The organism is Bacillus sp. RK1064 (assembly GCF_051488405.1).
In the GTDB taxonomy this organism is placed as follows: Bacteria; Bacillota; Bacilli; order Bacillales; family Bacillaceae; genus Bacillus.
The window spans coordinates 1,990,793-2,011,340 of record NZ_JBPSCZ010000001.1 but is presented as its reverse complement, the minus strand read 5'-3'; the positions used below and the strand labels follow the sequence as shown (position 1 = coordinate 2,011,340).

At 43.1% G+C, this 20,548-nt stretch carries 19 protein-coding genes; 17 read left to right on the top strand and 2 right to left on the bottom strand.

Features of this window, described 5'->3' with window-relative positions; all coding sequences use genetic code 11:
• Nucleotides 1-12 precede the first annotated feature (12 nt).
• Nucleotides 13-1,005 (bottom strand): LLM class flavin-dependent oxidoreductase, encoded by a 993-nt coding sequence (locus ACSSTM_RS10215; RefSeq protein ID WP_437404159.1) that lies wholly within the window; start codon nt 1,003-1,005, stop codon nt 13-15.
• Nucleotides 1,006-1,440: 435 nt separating this feature from the next.
• On the opposite strand from ACSSTM_RS10215, the gene ACSSTM_RS10210 reads away from it, so the two are divergent.
• The 15 genes from ACSSTM_RS10210 (at nt 1,441) to ACSSTM_RS10140 (ending at nt 16,614) form a co-directional block, all read left to right on the top strand.
• A complete protein-coding gene (locus tag ACSSTM_RS10210; RefSeq protein WP_034664249.1) occupies nt 1,441-2,043 on the top strand; it encodes a TerD family protein in 603 nt (200 codons plus the stop codon).
• 20 nt (nt 2,044-2,063) lie between these two features.
• The gene (locus ACSSTM_RS10205) at nt 2,064-2,645 is read left to right on the top strand and encodes a TerD family protein (protein ID WP_034664247.1); all 582 of its coding nucleotides are present in this window, start codon (nt 2,064-2,066) and stop codon (nt 2,643-2,645) included.
• A 40-nt stretch (nt 2,646-2,685) separates the two neighbouring features.
• Nucleotides 2,686-3,264, top strand: coding sequence for a TerD family protein (locus ACSSTM_RS10200; RefSeq protein WP_034664245.1), 579 nt, complete (start codon nt 2,686-2,688; stop codon nt 3,262-3,264).
• 140 nt (nt 3,265-3,404) lie between these two features.
• A complete protein-coding gene (locus tag ACSSTM_RS10195; RefSeq protein ID WP_034664243.1) occupies nt 3,405-4,184 on the top strand; it encodes a TerC family protein in 780 nt (259 codons plus the stop codon).
• Nucleotides 4,185-4,278: 94 nt separating this feature from the next.
• The gene (locus ACSSTM_RS10190; RefSeq protein WP_420735115.1) at nt 4,279-5,469 is read left to right on the top strand and encodes an HpcH/HpaI aldolase/citrate lyase family protein; all 1,191 of its coding nucleotides are present in this window, start codon (nt 4,279-4,281) and stop codon (nt 5,467-5,469) included.
• The gene (locus tag ACSSTM_RS10185; RefSeq protein ID WP_420735139.1) at nt 5,459-6,790 is read left to right on the top strand and encodes a phosphoribosyltransferase family protein; all 1,332 of its coding nucleotides are present in this window, start codon (nt 5,459-5,461) and stop codon (nt 6,788-6,790) included. The genes ACSSTM_RS10190 and ACSSTM_RS10185 overlap by 11 nt, the downstream gene beginning before the upstream one ends.
• Entirely contained in the window at nt 6,783-7,892 is a 1,110-nt protein-coding gene (locus ACSSTM_RS10180) for a cysteine protease StiP family protein (protein ID WP_034664228.1), read from the top strand. Before ACSSTM_RS10185 ends, ACSSTM_RS10180 begins: the two co-directional genes overlap by 8 nt.
• A complete protein-coding gene (locus ACSSTM_RS10175; protein WP_095285935.1) occupies nt 7,889-8,704 on the top strand; it encodes an HAD family hydrolase in 816 nt (271 codons plus the stop codon). Before ACSSTM_RS10180 ends, ACSSTM_RS10175 begins: the two co-directional genes overlap by 4 nt.
• Before the next feature lie 70 nt (nt 8,705-8,774).
• On the top strand, nt 8,775-10,391 hold the full coding sequence (locus ACSSTM_RS10170; RefSeq protein ID WP_095285936.1) for a YceG family protein: 1,617 nt from the start codon (nt 8,775-8,777) through the stop codon (nt 10,389-10,391).
• 14 nt (nt 10,392-10,405) lie between these two features.
• Entirely contained in the window at nt 10,406-11,500 is a 1,095-nt protein-coding gene (locus ACSSTM_RS10165) for a toxic anion resistance protein (protein WP_003217200.1), read from the top strand.
• A gap of 400 nt (nt 11,501-11,900) precedes the next feature.
• A complete protein-coding gene (gene opuAA / locus ACSSTM_RS10160) occupies nt 11,901-13,169 on the top strand; it encodes a glycine/proline betaine ABC transporter ATP-binding protein OpuAA (RefSeq protein ID WP_034664221.1) in 1,269 nt (422 codons plus the stop codon).
• A gap of 10 nt (nt 13,170-13,179) precedes the next feature.
• Nucleotides 13,180-14,025, top strand: a complete 846-nt coding sequence (gene opuAB, locus ACSSTM_RS10155) for a glycine/proline betaine ABC transporter permease subunit OpuAB (protein WP_034664471.1) — start codon at nt 13,180-13,182, stop codon at nt 14,023-14,025.
• Nucleotides 14,025-14,906 carry a glycine betaine ABC transporter substrate-binding protein gene (locus ACSSTM_RS10150; RefSeq protein WP_034664219.1) on the top strand — a complete coding sequence of 294 codons (882 nt, stop codon included), beginning with the start codon at nt 14,025-14,027 and terminating at the stop codon, nt 14,904-14,906. The genes opuAB and ACSSTM_RS10150 overlap by 1 nt, the downstream gene beginning before the upstream one ends.
• Before the next feature lie 106 nt (nt 14,907-15,012).
• Complete coding sequence (locus ACSSTM_RS10145) at nt 15,013-15,768, top strand: alpha/beta fold hydrolase (RefSeq protein WP_226509333.1); 756 nt, start codon at nt 15,013-15,015, stop codon at nt 15,766-15,768.
• Nucleotides 15,769-15,891: 123 nt separating this feature from the next.
• A complete protein-coding gene (locus ACSSTM_RS10140) occupies nt 15,892-16,614 on the top strand; it encodes an SDR family NAD(P)-dependent oxidoreductase (protein WP_034664217.1) in 723 nt (240 codons plus the stop codon).
• A gap of 48 nt (nt 16,615-16,662) precedes the next feature.
• On the opposite strand, the gene ACSSTM_RS10135 is transcribed toward ACSSTM_RS10140, so the two are convergent.
• Nucleotides 16,663-17,790, bottom strand: a complete 1,128-nt coding sequence (locus ACSSTM_RS10135; protein ID WP_034664215.1) for a M20 peptidase aminoacylase family protein — start codon at nt 17,788-17,790, stop codon at nt 16,663-16,665.
• 153 nt (nt 17,791-17,943) lie between these two features.
• Between ACSSTM_RS10135 and ACSSTM_RS10130 the strand changes: the two genes are divergently transcribed.
• Both ACSSTM_RS10130 and ACSSTM_RS10125 read left to right on the top strand, forming a co-directional pair.
• Entirely contained in the window at nt 17,944-19,377 is a 1,434-nt protein-coding gene (locus tag ACSSTM_RS10130; RefSeq protein ID WP_420735114.1) for a YfcC family protein, read from the top strand.
• A 216-nt stretch (nt 19,378-19,593) separates the two neighbouring features.
• A complete protein-coding gene (locus ACSSTM_RS10125) occupies nt 19,594-20,541 on the top strand; it encodes an L-lactate dehydrogenase (protein ID WP_060595484.1) in 948 nt (315 codons plus the stop codon).
• Nucleotides 20,542-20,548 lie beyond the last annotated feature (7 nt).

Below are 20,548 nucleotides of genomic sequence, written 5' to 3'. Positions count from 1 at the left end.
AGGGGATTGGCTTCAAAATAATTCTGCGATTCGTTTGAAGGAGCGCTGTTTTTCTATCGGATCAAAAGAATTGTTTAGAATCATGATGTCATCCGTTTGATAGCGATCCATCAAGCTAAGTAATTGCTCTTTCACCGTTGCTTTTGAGCCGACAATCATCCGCTTGCGGTTTTGTAACACTTTTTTCTTTTCCTGCGTGGTGTAGTGATAGGCACTGGCTTCTTCTATAGAAGGTACGCGGCTGTCCAGTCCTTTTTCAACACGCAGCAGCCATAAATCTGTACTGCTGGCGATCCGGTCAGCCTCTTCATCTGTTTCACCACAGATGACAAAAACGGCAAACATAGCGTGCGGCTGCGTAGAAAAGACAGATGGAGAAAAGTGAGACCGGTACGTCTCAAATGCTTGTTTGCCGCGTGCAGGGTGGATAAAGTGACCAAAAATATAGTTGATCCCAAGCTCCGCCGCCTGCATGGCACTATTTTCTCCTAGACCAAGCAGCCAAACCGGCGGATGAGCATCGACAAGCGGAGAAGCTTTGACTCCTGCATGCGGGTGCCCAGAAGGCAGGCTGTCTGATAAGTAATATAGAAGATCCTTCAGCTGGCGGTCAAACTGAGACAGGTCTTTATGCACGCCGTCCGTCAAAGCCAGTCTCGTCCTTTCAATTCCGCCCGGAGATTTGCCGACACCGATTTCAATTCGTCCAGGATAAAGAGCCTCAAGCTGCCGCGTGACCTCTGCTACTTTAAAGGGGCTGTACTGCGGAAGTAAAATGCCGCCAGACCCGGTACGTAAGGTTGATGTATGAGCAGCAATATGTGCCATTAATATTTCAGGTGCTGTACTAGCGAGCCCTCTTGTGCTGTGGTGTTCAGCAAACCAATAACGCTCATATCCAAGAGTTTCCGCAAGCTGAGCCAGCTGCGTTGTGTGAATCAATGTCTCTTGGGCTGTCTGACCTTTAGGAATAGCGACTTGATCTAATATGTGAAGTGATGGCATCATCAACATCCTTTCATCGACACGGTCAATGTTCTTCATCTCAAGTATAAAGAAATCCATGAATAGAAGGAAACGAAAGGGTTTATCTCTCGATCGCAAGCTTTTATATTTTCTATATCAACATATAAAACCAAGTGAAATGATGCCTACACTTCGTTCATTCAGCTAGAGCTGCTTACCGGGAACATTCGACAATGTTTCACATGAAACACTTCATTTACGACATGAACCATTTTCAACATGGATCTTTCGTTAAAAAAATATCATCTGTTTGAAACCTATCTTGAACATAGATCGTATATACTAGTAAATAGAAAAAAGAGTAAGAGGCTCCAATGTCATATCATGAATTTTGTCGAATTTTCATGTATGATAATTTTAATAGGGTCCATCGCTTAATAAATAGATTTTTATTATGCTGGAGGAGTGATTGATTTGGCGATTACATTAGAAAAAGGTCAACGTATTGATTTAACAAAAGGCAAAGCAGGGCTAACGAATATTCTTGTTGGACTTGGCTGGGACCCTGTATCACAAGGCGGCGGATTTTTAGGAAAGCTGTTTGGCGGCGGAGGCGGCGCTGATGTTGATTGTGATGCTTCAGTGCTCATGCTGAAAAATGATAAGTTTACGGAAAATAAAGATTTGATTTATTTTGGCAACTTGAAAAGCAAATGCGGCAGCGTCGAGCATACAGGTGACAACCTGACTGGTGAAGGAGACGGAGATGATGAACAAGTCCTCGTCAACTTGAGCAAGGTGCCAGGCAATGTGAATAAATTGGTGTTTGTTGTGAACATCTATGATGCACTAAGAAGAAATCAACATTTTGGTATGATTCAAAATGCGTACATTCGCATCGTGGATCGTTCAAACAATCAAGAATTAGTGAAATATAATTTAAAAGATGAGTATGCAGGGAAAACATCGTTAATCGTTGGAGAGCTTTATCGTCATGAGAATGATTGGAAGTTTGCGGCTGTTGGAAACGGTACAAATGATGCGAAGCTTGCCGATATTACGAGAAACTATATTTAATCAGAAGGGAGAGATTCCTAGTGGGAATTTCTTTAGCGAAAGGTCAAAAAATTGATTTAACAAAAACGAATCCAGGTTTAACAAAAGTGGTCGTCGGTCTTGGCTGGGACGTCAATAAGTATGACGGCGGACATGACTTTGATCTAGACGCAAGTGTATTTCTTTTAGATGCAGCAGGTAAGGCAAGCTCTCCATCGGATTTTGTCTTTTACAATCAAACAACTGGCGGTGGCGGCAGTGTCGTACATACAGGCGATAACCGCACTGGTGAAGGAGACGGAGATGACGAGCAAGTCAATATCGACTTATCAGCTGTACCAGCGAGTATTGAGAAGATTTCATTTGTCATTACGATTCATGATGCGGAAGCGCGCAGTCAAAATTTCGGACAAGTAACGAACGCATATGTGCGTATTTTAAATGCGGCATCAAATGAAGAACTCATTCGCTACGATTTGGCAGAGGACTTCTCCATCGAGACAGCGATTATTGTAGGTGAATTATACCGTCATGGCGGGGAATGGAAATTCTCAGCTGTCGGATCGGGCTATCAAGGCGGACTTGCCCGCATTGCAACGGACTTCGGTTTAGATATCGGGTAACGGCTAGTTTCATATTTTCAAAGACAGGAGAGGTACGAATATGGCGATTCAGCTTTCAAAAGGACAACGTGTCGATTTAACAAAAACCAACCCAGGGCTGACGAAAGTGATGATCGGTCTTGGCTGGGATACGAATAAATATTCTGGTGGAGCCGAATTTGATTTGGACGCTTCGGCTTTCTTAGTCGATGCAAACAATCGTTGTCAGCAAGACACAGATTTTGTCTTCTATAATAACCTTCAGCACCCAAGCGGCAGTGTCACTCATACAGGTGATAACCGGACGGGCGAAGGAGATGGAGATGATGAGCAAATTCTCGTTGATTTCTCAAAAATTCCTGCTAACATTGATCGTATCGGAATTACAGTTACGATTCATGATGCAGAGACACGCAGCCAGAATTTTGGACAAGTCTCTAATGCGTTTGTTCGTGTTGTAAATGAAGAGGGCGGGGAAGAATTGATTCGCTTTGATTTAGGGGAAGACTTCTCAATTGAAACAGCTGTTGTGGTATGTGAGTTGTACCGCCACGGAAGCGATTGGAAGTTTAACGCCATCGGAAGCGGATTCTCTGGCGGACTTGCAGCTCTTTGTCAAAATTATGGGTTAGAAGTGTAAACGATAGAAACAAATCGATTCAAGTGGCGCTGCCAATGACTCATATGAGGGCCTTTTCCAAAGTGAGAAAGAAACAGCGGTCAAGAATAACAGCAGGCGAAAGCCTGCTGATACTTCTACACTTATAGGAGGAAAACCAGTTGGATATTTTGAAACATATGTTGGACACGTATGCCTCGTTTTTTGATTGGCATATGTGGGCAGAGGTATTAACAAACCCTGTCTCTTGGGGGCTCATTGGGACCCTTGTTGTGCTTGAAGGATTGTTATCAGCAGATAACGCGCTTGTATTAGCTGTCATGGTGAAACATTTACCAGAAAAGCAGCGTAAAAAGGCATTAACCTACGGATTAATTGGCGCTTATTTCTTCCGTTTTCTATTCATTGGCGTAGGGATGCTGCTTATTAAGTTCTGGTGGATTAAGGTCCTCGGAGCTGCATATTTAGCATGGCTTGTCATTAAGCACTTCTGGTTAGGTGACGGCGATGACGAAGCGAAGGAATTGAAAAAAGAAGGCTGGATGGTTCGTGTATTTGGCGTGTTTTGGGCAACTGTTATTTCTGTGGAAATTATGGACCTTGCCTTCTCGGTGGACAGTATTCTTGCGGCATTCGCTGTATCTGAGGAAGTATGGATTCTGCTATTAGGCGGAATGCTTGGAATTCTCATGATGCGTACAGTGGCACAGTTATTCCTTGTCCTCATTGACCGTATTCCAGAGCTTGAGAATACAGCGTTTATTCTCATTGGAATTATTGCTATCAAAATGGGCTTAAGTGCTGCTCATATTGAAATTCCGCATGTCGCATTCTTTGCAATTATTATCCTAGCATTTATCGGGACGTTTATTGTTCATAAAATCAATAAGAAGAAACATCAAGATGTGACAAACGAAGCTGCGGCTTCAAAAGAAGAATAGGACGATCAAAAAGGAATGGAGTTGACTAGCGGCTCCATCCTTTTTTGAATCATCAGGTCATTTATTTTCTCTAAACAACAGGAGGTGGCACAGCATGCGGTATTTTCGATTTTTATCAGAGGCGAGGCAGCACGATCTTTTTTTCAAGCGGCCAGGGGCGATGCATTCACTGACACCGAGGCATGTACTTGCGCATGCATTAGGTGCTACTTTGTATATGCCTGCGACAAGACAAGATATAGCAGATATGCTGCTGTCACAGAAATATGAAGCGCTTTGCTCTGTTGTATTTTGCTTGGAGGATGCCATCGGTGATCAAGAAGTGGACATGGCCGAACAGAATCTAGTGACACAATTGGCCAGTCTCAAAGAGAAAGTAACGCATGCTCCTGAAACGGCTGAACATTTGCCTCTTTTATTTATTCGAGTTCGTTCGCCGAAACAGCTGCTTAAAATGGCAGACTTGCTCGGTTCCTCTCTTCAATTACTTACCGGTTTTGTGTTCCCGAAGTGTTCAGTTCATAATGCGAAGGATTATTTGGACAGTCTGAAACAGGCATCGTCCCAAACGCGGACAACACTTTATGGGATGCCCATTTTGGAAACACCCGATTTATTAGAAAAAGAAACAAGAGATACGGTGTTGTCTGAGTTAAAGCAGATCTTGCTGAATGACGAGGAATATATTTTGAATATTCGCATTGGGGCAACGGATCTTTGTGGTTTGTACGGTATTCGCCGTGATCGTGACACGACCATCTATGAGATCAAATTGATTGCAGATTTAATCACAGATATCATCAATTATTTTGGGCGTTCCTTTGTAATATCTGGGGCTGTGTGGGAGCATTTTGGCCCTGCTCGAAAGGAACAAAAGCCATTCATCCGTGCGCTTTCTCATAGGAGCGGTGAACCGTCTTTATCTGAATTTGATGACGTACAAGGTTTACTCAAGGAGACAAAACTCGATGTGGCTAACGGCATTCATGGAAAGACGGTCATTCATCCAACACATCTTAAGCCGGTGCAAAGCATGTATGTTGTGACGAAGGAAGAGTATATGGATGCATTAAGCATTCTTGAACATGCAGACGGCACAGTTGGCGTAATGAAGAGTACCTTCTCTAATAAAATGAATGAAACGAAGCCGCATTACCGGTGGGCAGAGCACATTTTAATTAAGTCAGATATTTACGGGGTGTTTCATGAAAATAGAAGCTATATCGACATACTCACAGAAGCAGAAGCCGCATACGCTGAGCATCTTGGAACATATGGAAGTTGAGCTTGATCTTAAAGAAGGTGCGCTTCAGCTGGAAAAAGAGCATCTTTTTGACATGGCAGCAAGAGTGAACAAAAAAAGAGCCTTTTTATTCGTTAGTAAGGTGCTCGGTAAGCATATTCCTGTTCATCCAGTAAAACCGCTTCTTGTCTCGGGTCTTTTAGCCATGGCGTATGCACAAGAGCAAACAGGCAAGACGTCTCCGCATCAAGACCTTTTAGTAGAAGCACTCAAGACGGATGACCACACGGCATTAACTAAAGCCTACGAAGCACTCAAAAAAGAGAAGCTTTCATCAGGAAAACAGCCGATCGTGATCGGCTTTGCAGAAACAGCAACAGCACTGGGTCATGGTGTGTATGACGTAATAGAAGGAGCATCTTACATCCATACGACACGTGAACAGCTGCTGGATCTTGATCCTTCATTGGTATTTGAAGAAGAGCATTCGCATGCAACGGATCAGCTTTGTTATGCAGACGAAGTATTACTTCGCACAGACCGTCCCATCGTGCTAGTAGATGATGAAGTTACGACAGGCCGTACGAATATCAATATCATTCGGGACCTTCATGCAAAGCATCCGCGGCATTCTTACACGATTCTTTCTATTTTGGACTGGCGGACAGAGGAGCACGAGAAAGCCATGTGTGAGCTTGAAGAGGAGCTTGGTATTCACATCACATCATTGTCTTTATTAAAAGGGCAAATGGTCTTTCGGGGAAAAACGCTGGATGAGCCAGCTTATTCGTATGAGATTGCTGAGCAAAAGGATCTGCCAAGTCTCTCTGTTCACTCTCTTCAATCTTTCTTTAAGCACGAGCCGTATGCACTTTCTCATGCAGCAAATTCGGCAGGTCATTCGCCATATATACATGAAACGGGCCGTTTTGGTTTAAACGCAGCAGATACGGCAGCCATCGACCAAGCAGCTGCAGAGGCTGGGCTGAAACTGAAAAAGGAACGCAAAGGAAAGCAGACACTTTGTTTAGGAACAGGTGAGCTGATGTATGTGCCGATGAGACTGGCTGCACATATGGGAGAAGGCGTTCTCTTTCATTCAACGACGAGAAGCCCAATTCACCCTGTTGAAAAGGATGGATACGCTGTTCAAAATGGGTTTACCTTTGTGAGTCCAGAGGATGCCCGAATTCAGCACTACGTGTACAACATACCAAAAGATCAATACGATGATGTATTTCTCTTTTTTGAGAAAAAGGTCTCTCAGGAGGCATTGCGTCCGCTTGTTCACTTATTTGCCGAGCGGCATGTGAAGCATGTGCATATTGTGACTTTATCAGACGAGGTGAAGGTGAATGGCTAATGTGTATACAAAGATGGGAAGCTATCCAGAGCAGGATGTAACCTTCTTACTCAAAGATTTATCATCCATTGAGATGGAGAAAAGTACAGAAGAGCGGGAGCGTTCGATTCAGAGCGGTGCGCATTATTCAGAAATGCTGCCGATTGAGTATAAACCAACGGAATCTTATATGGATTTATTCTATCAATCTCTGAAAGAAAGTAAGGAAAAGGTAGCAGAAGCCGTAGCTGTGGTAGCAGAACAGATTGTGAAAAAGCGAGGCTTCCAAACGGTTCTTTGCAGTTTGGCTAGGGCGGGAACGCCGATCGGGGTGCTCATCAAACGATATATTCGAAAGACATATGGTCTTGAACTGCCTCATTACAGCATCTCTATTATTCGTGACCGAGGAATAGATGAGAATGCGCTGCATTATATGCTCAAAGAACATCCGGGCTTTGAGGTTGCCTTTATTGATGGATGGACCGGAAAAGGTGCGATTTCGAGAGAGCTCCAAAAAGCTGTGATTGATTTTGAAAGAAAGTATGATATTCGTCTTTCTAGTGAACTGGCTGTACTAGCTGACCCTGGCTATTGTACAAATGTCTACGGAACGAGAGAGGACTTTCTCATTCCAAGTGCTTGCTTGAATTCGACGGTATCTGGACTTGTCAGTCGAACGGTACTAAACAACCGCTGGATCAGTGCCGATGATTTCCATGGGGCGAAGTATTATGAAGAGCTGCTTGATGAGGATGTGTCCAATCTGTATGTGGATACAATTGAAGAAGCATTTTCTAGCCTCGAACCAAATGTACGTGAGAAAGCAGAGACCATCCTCACACAGGGAATGCCTGCGGACTGGCGGGGGATGGCGTCCATTGAAGCGATCGGTCAGGAGTTTCAAATTAAAAATACCCATTTGATTAAGCCGGGTGTTGGTGAGACGACCCGTGTGCTGCTTAGAAGAATCCCTTGGAAAATCCTGATTCAGCCTGGGTCTCAGGAGAAGCTGAAGCATATTTTGCTTTTGGCAGAGGACAGAGGCGTTCCTGTCATTGAATATGCCAATATGTCCTATACGTGCTGTGGGCTCATTCGTCCGCTGGAGCAGACGTCATGAAGACAAGTGCGTTTGCCAGTGATTTAGACCGGACACTGATTTACTCACATCGAGTGCTGGATCAGTATGAGTATGAAGGAGATTATGATTTAGTTGAGGTGCTGGATGAACGGCCGCTTTCCTATATGTCGGTTGAAACGAAAAAATCCTTGCAGACAATCCATCAACTGGGCTGGTTCATTCCAGTGACGACAAGAACGACTGCTCAGTATGAACGGATCACCTTCTTTCAGCAAGAGCTCCAACCGGAGTATGCCGTCACGACAAATGGAGGCTGTATCCTTCATCACGGCAAGCCGCTTGAGGATTGGCAGGCTATCGTTGATGAGAGGCTCAAAGCGTGTATGTCAGTCAGAGAGATGCTGAGAGCCATCTCCGACCTTCCAGTTGCGGCATGGGTGAAGCGTACCCGGACAGCAGAGGGAAGATTTCTTTATTTGATAATGAAAGATGAGTACTTATCTCGCATTCCACTTGCTGAATTGAAGCTGTGGGGCGAGGAAAGAGGCTGGCAGGTTTCTCTTCAAGGACGGAAGCTTTATTTTATTCCGGAGCCGCTGAATAAGTGGGATGCTGTTGCTTTTTTAAAGGAACGGCTGGAGCTTGAATATGTATATGGTGCAGGCGATTCCCTTTTAGATGCAGGTCTTATTCGTCAGGCGGATATGGGCTTTGCCCCAAGGCATGGAGAAGTGCTCGACTTTGACCCACTACTTGAGCCGACAGCAGCATCGGGCATGGCAGCAGCAGATGAAATCACCGCTTGTGTCATGAAGCAGATGACGACCGTAAAAAAGCCTTCGATTCGATAGCAGAAGTAGAAGGGTGAATGATATGATAGTAGTAGCTTTCGAGAAAATATAGAAGAAAGGAAGGAGCGGCGTGAGTTATAAAGAAATCGATGTCAACCATACACGGGCGGAGCAGGAAGCCTGGAAAAACGTGCTGAAAAAGCCGCTCCCTGAAAGAGACGGTTATGTAAAGGACGAGCATACATTGTCCTTGCCGCGTCTCGCCGCCCGGGTCCTTGGAACTCCGCATGATGCAACCGATTATTTTATTTATTTACATGAATTATATGAAACAGATGGCGTTCATATTTTAAGTGAAACGCTCAATCGTCATATTGAGCCGGAGCATTTTCAAGCGCTTCAACGCATTCATTTGATTAACCAAGAAGAAAAGGGATTATCCGTGAATCGCTTTGTGGCTTTTTTAGATGGTGAACAGCTGATTGTACGCCATCCAAATCCTGTGATGAACCGGCATATCCGCCTTTCATTGATCAAGGTGTTTGAGCATTTCAAACAGATGCATGAGGGTGGATTTCAGCATCCCGATTTCCGCCGGGTTCTGCTGGATGTAGTGAAGTTTTCAAATAATCATCTAGGTCCATGGCTGAAGGAAGTCAATATAGAAGAAAAAATGCCGGCTGTCATTTGGTATGGAGAGGCGAATAAAAGTCAGCTTTATTTTCTTTACTATGTCATGCTGATTGGCTGTGATGTTGTGCTATTTCATCCAGAGGGCGAGGATTCGTTCCGCGAATTAGATCCAGAAGAAAAGCTGACTTTTATTGATCAGTATCCGGGAAATTCAAAGCTTGAACCGTTCCCTACTGAAAAGCCTGAGAGGAAATCAACGGTGGCGTACCGCTCGACAAGAGAGCTTGAAGAGGTGCTCCACACGGAAGATTCAATGCTGTATAAGCCGTGGCAATTCAGAGATCATACCCCTCATTCCATTACGCTGAAGACAACGTATGATGAGCTGTTTTTAATTGCAAAGGAACGTTCCTTTATCCGCCCTAATTTTCAAGCAGATCGGGACACGATACAGATTCCGAATCTCTTTGCGAAAATGATGGGGATCACACGAGACAAGCGTGAATACTGGGATCGTATCCATACGTTAATGGAAGGGAAAGAGACGAAGACCATTCGCCATTTTCCTTTTACGAAAGAAGTGTCTTCGAATTATCAATTTCATTATCAGCATGCCCTTTCTTCTGCTGGAGAGATTGATCCTGAATTATTAATGAAAAGCAATGTATGGCAGTTTTCTCATCTATATGAGGGCGCGCAGCGTGCGATAGCAGAGGCGATATCTCGAATCTGTCAGCATCCAAAGCTATTAAAAGAAGGCAATGAGACCGAATTAGATGTCCGTATTTATTTATTCAAACAGATACTGCATATCGGTCAGGAGCTCATTGAACTCATTCAAACCTTTGATTATGCACAAACCGTACCGAAAGTGATTTTATACCATACGGAATATAATGGTGAGCTGACTCGTTCTGATGCGGCTGCCCTCATTTTCCTAAACGAAATGGGGGTGGATCTCTTCGTGTATCATCCGGCGGGATACCAGTGTATCGAGCGGTATATAGATGACCAATTATTTGATACCCATTGGCTTGATGAGATGGTCATGAATCAGGAGTTTAAAGAGCCATCCATCGTCAGAAAGTTATTTCAATCCATTAAAAATCGATAAGGAGATCAAAGCTTATGACAAATACAAACGGAAATGACATCATTTCAATTGATAAAGAGGAAATCTCCATTGAGAAGGCAGACGATATCCGCGTTCAGCTTCGAAATGAACCAGAAGTGCAAAATATTGCGAGACAGATCGATGCGAAAAATCAGCTGGAGCTGCTTGAATACGGAAAGCAGCCGGCCGTTGAAATCTCTAAGTTCTCTGATCGTATTCTTTCGATGATGCGTTCAACAAGTGTCACTGACTCAGGAACGATGCTGACGCAGCTTGGAAAAATTATGGATCGTTTTGATAAAAATGATTTTGACGAGCCAAAGGGTGGTTTGTTGTCAAAAATCTTTAAACGCGGCGGCAGCATGATTGAAAAGATTTTCAGTAAATATCAAACGCTCGGTGCAGAGATTGAAAAAATTAATGTAGAAATCAGTAAATATAAAGACGAAATGACCAAATCGACTGTGACGCTTGAAGAAATGTATGAGCATAACATTCAATACTATATGGAGCTTGAAAAGTATGTTGTTGCAGGTCAAATGAAAATCGAAGAATTAAAGCAATTGGTTCCTTCTTATGAAGAAAAAGCGGCTAGTGGAAACCAGCTGGCACAAATGGAGCTTGATACACTTCGTAACGGCATTCAAGCATTGGAAGAGCGTGTATATGACCTTGATATGGCACGGATGGTGGCTCTTCAAACGGCACCGCAAATTCGTTTGCTGCAGCGTGGGAATACGAAATTAATCGGTAAAATCAACTCTGCGTTCATCATCACCATTCCAATTTTTAAAAATGGGATCATTCAAGCTGTTACAGCGAAGAGACAAAAGCTTGTGGCTGATTCCATGAGTGAGCTGGATAGAAGAACAAATGAAATGCTGAAACGAAATGCTGAAAACATCTCAAGTCAAAGTGTGGAGATTGCCAAATTGTCTGGACGTCCAAGTATCGACATTGAAACGATCGAATCTTCCTTTAATACGATTGTACAAGGGATGAAAGAGACGAAACAGATCGAAGAAGAAAACAAACGATTACGCGAAGATGGAACAAAACGTATGCTTGAATTGCAAGATAATATTAAGCGGGCTGCCCTAGAGTCCTAAAAAATAAGCTGTCTGTAACTAAAGTTGCAGGCAGTTTTTCCATCAATTTTATTAAAATTTGAAGAAAAAAGGTTTTTATGTGACCATTTTCGGGTAAATCCTGTTCAGGGGAATGGTTCACCCACGTTTGGAAAAGTCCGCTATGGTGAGGATTCGAGTTATTTTTTAGCATAATTAGGAATTTCGAGTAAAATATTGTCTGATGAGAGGAAATACCCCGTAAAATATGTAGTTTATGAAGCATTCTATAGGATTTACGAGTAATACGGCGTATAAACTCTAATCACCAGACCTCTATATGGAATTCATACATATTGTGCGGAAATAAGCGAATTCTAAAGATTGTTCGCATCATAACGCTTATGTTACGGTTATAAAGATGCTAATTTGGAGGGAAAATATGAATTCTGAAGAGAGAACTATCAAAATCAAGATAAATAATGTATCTAAAATTTTCGGTAAAAATGCTAAAAAAGCATCTCAAATGCTTGGAAAAGGGAAAACAAAAAGAGAGATCCTAAAAGAGACCGGCGCAACAGTTGGTGTCAATCGAGCAAATTTTGATGTGTATGACGGCGAGATATTTGTCATCATGGGGCTATCAGGGAGCGGAAAGTCCACACTTGTGCGGCTGCTAAATAGGTTAATCGAACCAACCTCCGGAGAAATATTTATTGATGGGGATATGATAACAAATATGTCAAAGGATCAATTGCGTGAAGTCAGACGGAAAAAGATCAGCATGGTCTTCCAAAACTTCGCATTGTTCCCCCACCGTACGATTCTTGAGAACACAGAGTACGGTCTTGAATTACAAGGTGTAGACAAAGAAGAACGCCGCTCAAAAGCGCTTGAATCCTTAAAGCTTGTTGGACTTGAAGGCTTTGAAGAACAGTACCCAAACCAATTAAGTGGCGGGATGCAGCAGCGTGTTGGATTGGCACGTGCATTAGCAAATGACCCTGACATTTTATTAATGGATGAAGCATTCAGCGCACTCGATCCATTAATTCGTAAAGATATGCAGGATGAATTGCTTGAGCTTCATACATCTGTAGGAAAAACGATCATTTTCATTACCCATGATTTAGATGAGGCGCTTCGGATTGGCGACCGCATTGTGCTCATGAAGGACGGAAATATCGTTCAAATCGGAACACCAGAAGAAATCCTGATGAACCCATCGAATGAATATGTTGAACGTTTCGTTGAAGATGTCGACCTTTCTAAAGTATTAACCGCTGGTCATATTATGAAACGTGCAGAAACAATTCAGATCGACAAAGGGGCACGTGTTGCGCTCACGCTCATGAAAAACCTTGGGATTTCGTCTATCTATGCAGTAGATAAGAAAAAGCATTTATTAGGTGTTATTTCTGCACAAGCAGCGAAAAAGGCGGCAGAAATGGGAGCGTCGCTTGAAACAGTTCTCGATAAAGAATTCACGACAGTATTGGAATCTACGTATTTGACAGAAATCTTTGACGCAGTATCTGATGCAGCAAACATTCCGATTGCCGTTGTCGATGAGAAAAACAGAATGAAGGGTATTGTGGTCAGAGGTGCATTAATTGGTGCGTTATCAGGTAATGATGAGTATATCAACATGTCTTCTAACAAACTTGAGGAAATTAAAACACAAGAGCCTTCTGCACAGGAGGTAGAATAAGATGTTTAGTATGAGTGATTTACCTAGAATTCAGTTCGCGGATTACATTGATCGATTTGTTGACTGGTTAACATTAACGTTTGGTGGTTTCTTTGATGGCATCACAAATGGATTAGCAGGCACAGTAAATGGAATTGTGGCAGCACTTGGTGTGATTCCATCCATTATTTTAACCCTTATTTTTGCCGGCATTGCCTGGTGGATCAGTACAAGAGGAGTTGCTCTTTTCACACTTATTGGATTTTTGCTGATCGACTATTTAGGCTACTGGCATCCAATGCTACAAACACTTGCGCTCGTTTTGACAGCTGTGGTCATTTCCATCGTGATCGGGGTTCCGATCGGTATTTGGGCATCACAGAAGGAAACTGTGCGTAAGATTGTAACACCTATTTTAGATTTAATGCAGACAATGCCTGCATTCGTTTATCTATTACCAGCAATCTTCTTCTTTAACATTGGCGTTGTGCCTGGGGTTGTAGCATCAGTTATTTTCTCCATGCCGCCAACGATTCGTATGACGATTCTCGGTATTAAACAAGTACCAGCTGATTTAATTGAAGCAACAGAAGCATTTGGTTCAACGACATTCCAGCGTTTGTTCAAAGTTCAGCTTCCACTTGCAACAAAAACCATCCTAGCTGGTATTAACCAAAGTATCATGCTTGCTCTATCAATGGTCGTCATTGCGGCAATGGTAGGTGCGCCAGGACTTGGTTCAGAAGTATATAGTGCGGTAACGCAGCTGAAAACAGGAATTGGTTTTGAAGCAGGTATTGCCATTGTGATTGTGGCGATTACACTCGACCGTATTACACAAAACATTAAAACGAAAAAAACCAGGGGGAATGCTTAATGTGGAAAAAGTCTCTCTACATTGGGATGACCGCCCTGCTTGTCTTTTTACTAGCCGCTTGTGGCGTGAAGTCAGATTCAAATGCGAGTGCAGCACAGCAGGTGAATAAAACCATTATCGGCATTGATCCGGGTTCAGGGATTATGGCGCTAACGGATCAAGCGAAAAAGGATTACGGCTTAGAGGATTGGACGGTTGTGTCTGCATCAAGTGCAGCTATGACCGCAACGCTCAAGAAATCTTACGACCGTAAAAAGCCAATTATTATCACTGGCTGGAATCCACACTGGATGTTTACTCGCTATGATTTAAAATATTTAGAGGATCCAAAGAAATCTTACGGTGAAGCGGAAGAGATTCATACGATTTCACGTAAAGGTTTTGCAAAAGATCAGCCGGAAGCAGCCAAAATGCTTAGTCAATTTAAATGGTCTCAAGATGACATGGGCGAAGTCATGATGGATATCCAAGATGGTATCAATCCAAAGGATGCCGCCGTTAAATATGTGAAGAAACATAAAGACCAAGTAGCGAAATGGACAAAAGGCGTGAAAAAGTCGAATGGTGACAAAGTTAATCTTGCCTACGTTGCGTGGGATAGTGAGATTGCAAGTACCAATGTCGCTGCAGAAGTACTGCGTGAGCTCGGATTTGAAGTGACCTTGACTCAGGTGGAAGCAGGTCCAATGTGGACAGCAATTGCAACTGGAAGTGCGGATGCCTCATTATCTGCTTGGCTGCCAAATACGCATAAAACGTATGCAGCGAAGTTTAAAGGGAAATATGATGATCTAGGCACAAGTATGAAAGGTCTTCGCATGGGGCTAGTTGTTCCGACATATATGAAGAACGTCAACTCGATTGAGGATTTGAAAAAATAGCCTATAGTGATGAGGTTCCCTTATAATAGAAGGGAGCATATGAAAAAGCAGTCTGCTCAAAAAGCGGCTGCTTTTTTCTTATATAAGGAAGGTGGACGAGTTGTCGATGATGGATAAGCCAATCATGATTTTCCTGCATGGCGGAGGAGTCAGCAGCTGGATGTGGCAGGAGCAGATGGAAACATTCAAGGAAGCGTATGAATGCTATACGCCTGATCTGATTGGTCATGGGACAAGAGCAAATGAACAGTCATTTTCCATGCGAGAAAGCGCTCTTGAAGTCATCTCGTGGTTCAAGCAGCATGCGCACGGCCGTAAAGTGATACTCATTGGATTCTCTCTAGGTGCACAGGTTGCCGTTGAAGTGTTATCGAATGAGCCTGATATCGTAGACATAGCCGTCATCAACAGCGCTCTTGTGATGCCGCTGCCGTGGCTTTACTTGATGGTGAGACCTCTTTTACCTCTTACGTATCCATTATTAAAGAAAGATTGGTTTATCCAGCTCCAAGCTGAAAAGATGGGGCTTCCAAACGATGTACTGAATGACTATGCGGCGGATTCGAAGAGTTTGCAGAAGAAAACCCTTCTGACGATGTTTCAAGAAAATCTCCATTACAAGCTCCCAGACACGTTTCAACAAGCGAAGGCACGGATTCTTGTCACAGTGGGAGAAAAGGAAAAAGGTATCATGAAACGGTCAGCAAAGAAAATAACGACATCACATCCGAAGGCAGCAGGTGTCGTCGTTCCTGATATTGGACATACATTTACGTTTGAAAAGAAAGAACTGTTTATTGATATGATTCAATCCTTTATAGAAGAGCGTGCGTTACCAGTGGAATTAAAGGAAATCAAGTAGCCGAAAGTGAAGACAGGCATAAAAGAGGCAGTTAGATCTTAGAACCTATATGATATAGGCATAAAACGCTTACAGATGAGCTGCAGTCTGACTGAAAGCTCATGAGCTGTAGAAGGAGGAGCTATGAGTAAAAACTATATCATATTCGGTGCGAGTCAAGGCTTAGGGGATGCTTTTGTAAAAGGTCTTCCTTCAAGTGGAGATACAGTTTGGATTGTGTCTCGAAGTGAACCGAGCAGTTTGAACATAGATGACGGTGTACATAGAATTTGGCTGAAAATTGATTTATCAAGCCAAACCCACATCCCTTTTATGCTCGAAGCATTGGAGAATCAAACCATTGATGTTCTCATCTATAACATTGGTTTATGGGAAAAACGAGGCTTTGAAGATGATTATTCATTCGATCACGATCAGCCAGAGGATATCGCTCATTTAATCAATGTGAATGTCATCTCTACGATTACTTACATCCAAGCACTGCTTCCGCACGTAAGGAAATCGGAGAATGGAAAAATCATCGTGATTGGCTCAACGGCGGGACTCGATCATACAAACCTGCCGCAAGTTTCTTTTGTCGCATCTAAATTTGGCCTGCGCGGAATTGTGAATGCACTGAGAGAGCATGTGAGAAAAGATAAAATATCTGTTACCTGTATCAATCCAGGAGAGCTGGCGGCAGAGGTTCCATATGAAGATGGTGCCGAAAAAGCCATCGCTCTATATGATGAAACGAGAATCCCTGTACAGGATATAGTAGAGCTTGCGAGATGTGTGATTCATTTATCAAGGGTATCCTGTGTAAAAGAAATCAATGTCCCAGCCATGACAGATTTGAATGCGTAATATAAAGAAGACCACCCGTTTAAAGAAAAAACGGGTGGTTTTTTGATTTTATGATGAATGCTGCTGAAGTGTTTGATAAACAGCTTCAGTCAAAATCTCAATGCCGGTAAAGATAGCAGAGCGGTCGAATGTCATATAAGGATGATGTAGACCGGGCTCTAGATCACAGCCTAAACCAAGCATCGTGGATTTGATATGCGGAACCTTTGCTGCATAAAAGTGAAAATCCTCTCCGCCTGTCGTGACGATCGGGGGATCGAGCTGTTCTTTGCCTAAAACCTGTTCAATGGCATGAGACATGATCTGGACAGCTTCCTCATTTAAGGTTGCGGCAGGCAGACGGTGATCGGTTGAAAGTGTAATGGAAGCGCCAAAGGCATCCGCTACAGCATGTACGGCTCTTTCAATTTCTTTTTCTAGTTCATCCATCACAACATTTGTTTGTGCCCTGACATCCAATGTAAAAGAAGCTTTGCCAGGGATGATGTTTGAACTGCCTCCGCCAGCATTCAGGTTGGTCATTTTCACAGAATGTGCAACTCTTGGGTCGACATGGATATGCGCGAGTCTCTGTACGAGGGTAGAAGCCACTTCAATGACGTTGACCCCAAGATGCGGGCGTGCACCGTGGGCTTCCTCTCCAATAATTGTGCCGATGTAATGATTACTCGATCCATGCAAAATGGCAGGTGCACAGCGTCCGTTTAATGTTTCTTGAATTGGGCGCACATGCACTCCGTATAAGTAATCAACGTCTGCTAACACACCTTTTTCAATCATTTTCAGCGCGCCGCCGCCTTTTTCCTCAGCAGGCTGAAAAATGAAGCGGATGGTGCCGTTCGGGAGCTCCTTTTCCTTTAATGCCATGAAGGTGCCGAGAGCCATTGTCATGTGTGCATCGTGACCACATGAATGATTGGCTTGAAACTCACCATCTACTTCCTGCCAAAGTGCATCAATATCGGCTCTCACAGCGACCACTGGTGCGCCTTCTCCCATTTCACCAATCACTCCTGTACAGTCGTCAAATGTTCGAGTCTTGCAGCCCATTTTTTTTAATATGCCTTCAAGATAAGCCGTCGTATTCGTTTCTTCCCAGCTGATTTCTGGGTGGGCGTGCAGGTGTTCAAAGATGTCTGTCACGGTCTGTTGCATTTCGTTTGTCAAAGTTGTCATGAGTAGCCTCCTTGCTGACAGGAAATCTGCCAAAACATTCTTTTAGTGAAATAATATTGATCTTAAATATCATCAGTGTTTATAATATAACACATCATTTGATTATTCAGAAAATTAAGTGAAATTCCGATCGGGACAAAGGGGTTTTGACACATGAAAACAGCGGCAGTATCAGCAGCACCAGAGAAACAAAAACGAAAACTTCAAATGCCGGATGCGTATGTTCTCTTATTTATCATTGCGCTCATTTGTACCATTGCAACGTATTTTGTACCAGCGGGTGAATTTGATCGAAAGACATCAGGGGAAATCACAACAGCTGTTCCTGGCAGCTTTCACCGCATTGATCAATCACCCGTGAGTCCCGTTGGCTTTTTTACAGCCATTCAGGAGGGGATGGTAGGGTCCTCTTCTATTATTTTTCTCATTCTATTTACTGGCGGAACCATTGCCATTTTGGAGAAAACAGGTGCTATTAACGGAATGATTCACCATGTCATCAGCAGGTTTCAAACGAAGCAATTATTGTTTATTTGTATTGTTGGAGGATTATTTTCGGTGCTTGGAACGACCGGCATTGTCGTGAACTCTGTTATAGGATTTATTCCAATCGGGATTATTGTGGCAAGGTCCTTAAAATGGGACGCTGTGGCAGGAGCAGCGGTCATTTACATCGGCTGTTATGCTGGATTTAACGCAACCATTTTGTCTCCATCTCCACTAGGTTTATCTCAGACGATTGCAGAGCTGCCGATCTTTTCTGGCATTGGCCTGCGTGTCATTATTTATCTTTGCTTTCTTATATCTAGTATTGTGTACATCTATTTATATACAAGACGCCTGAAGAATAAAGAAAAGGGAAGCCTTCTTGGTGATCAATGGTTTCCTGCGAAGGGGCTTGGCGGAGCTGATGCGGAATCTGTGGACAAGCCTGCATTTACCGGCAGACATAAGCTGATTTTAGCGGTGTGCGGATTGTCTCTTGGGGGCTTCTTATATGGCGCGCTTCAGCTTGGCTGGACCGATAAGGAAATGGCAGGTGTGTTCATTTTTATGGCCATTGCTGCTGGATTGCTTGGCGGATTAGCAGCCAATGATATTGCGAAAACATTTATTGTCGGCTGTCAAAGCCTTGTGTACGGCGCACTCATTGTCGGAATGGCACGCTGCATTTCTGTCATTTTAGAAAACGGTAAGCTGCTGGATACAGTGGTCAATGGCTTGGCGAGTATGCTGACAGGATTTAGTCCAATTGCTGGTGCGATCGGGATGTATATTGCGAGTGCGCTTCTTCACTTTTTGATTTCATCAGGATCAGGAGAAGCGGTTGTCTTTATTCCAATTCTTGCGCCACTGGCTGATTTAATGGGCATCACAAGACAGGTAGCTGTAGAAGCAGTGATGCTTGGTGAAGGGGTGGTTAACTGTATCAATCCGACGTCAGGTGTGTTGATGGCTGTGCTTGCTGCAAGTGGTATTCCTTATGTGAAGTGGCTGCGTTTTATGGTGCCGCTTGCGCTCATTTGGTTTGTCATTGGCCTTGTCTTTATTTGTATCGGCGTTATGATCAACTGGGGACCTTATTAAACATGTATAAAGCTGCTGACAATTGTTTGGCAGCTTTTTTCTTGTGGAAATATGCATGGAGACAGCGCTTTGAAAGCACAATAAGTGTGTTCACAAATTCGCTACATATTTTTTTTGAGCAACCCCCTTGCAAAAGTTTGTGAAGTGTTGCACAATAAGAATGTGAAATACTTCACATAGGAAAACAACCTAGTTTTACTCAGGAGGATGAGATAAATGACAAACGAAAAAGTAAACAAAGTAGCACTTATTGGAGCAGGTTTTGTAGGCAGCAGTTATGCCTTTACATTAATAAATCAAGCGATCACAGATGAATTGGTTGTCATCGATTTAAATCAAGATAAAGCAATGGGTGACGTCATGGATTTAAACCACGGGAAAGCATTTGCTCCGCATCCTGTGAATACATGGTATGGAGATTATGAGGATTGTAAGGATGCAGACATTGTATGTATCTGTGCTGGTGCGAACCAAAAGCCAGGTGAAACGAGACTTGACCTTGTTGAGAAAAATTTAAATATATTTAAAGGCATTGTAGACAATGTGATGAAAAGTGGATTCGATGGTATTTTCTTAGTCGCCACGAACCCTGTTGATATTTTGACATATGCCACTTGGAAATTCAGTGGCCTGCCAAAAGAGCGAGTGATTGGCAGTGGAACCACACTTGATACTGCAAGATTTAGATACATGCTCAGTGAGTACTTTGAAGCAGCGGCACACAATGTGCATGCGTACATCATTGGAGAGCATGGGGATACAGAGCTTGCTGTGTGGAGTCATGCGAATATCGGAAGTGTACCCATTACAGAATTAATGAAGAGAAATGATCAATACAAACAAGAAGATTTAGATGAGATGATGGAAAATGTCCGCCATGCCGCTTACCAAATCATTGAGAAAAAAGGCGCCACTTACTACGGCGTAGCGATGAGTTTGGCCCGCATTACAAGAGCGATCCTGCACAATGAAAACAGTATTTTGACCGTCAGCACTTACTTAGATGGAGAGTATGGAGCAGAAGATGTCTACATTGGTGTACCTGCCCTTGTGAATCGAAATGGCGCAACAGAAGTGATGGAACTTGCACTTAATGATACAGAAAAAGAACAATTCGCACACAGTGTGAATGTGTTAAAAGAGATTTTGGCTCCTCATTTTTAATCAAAAG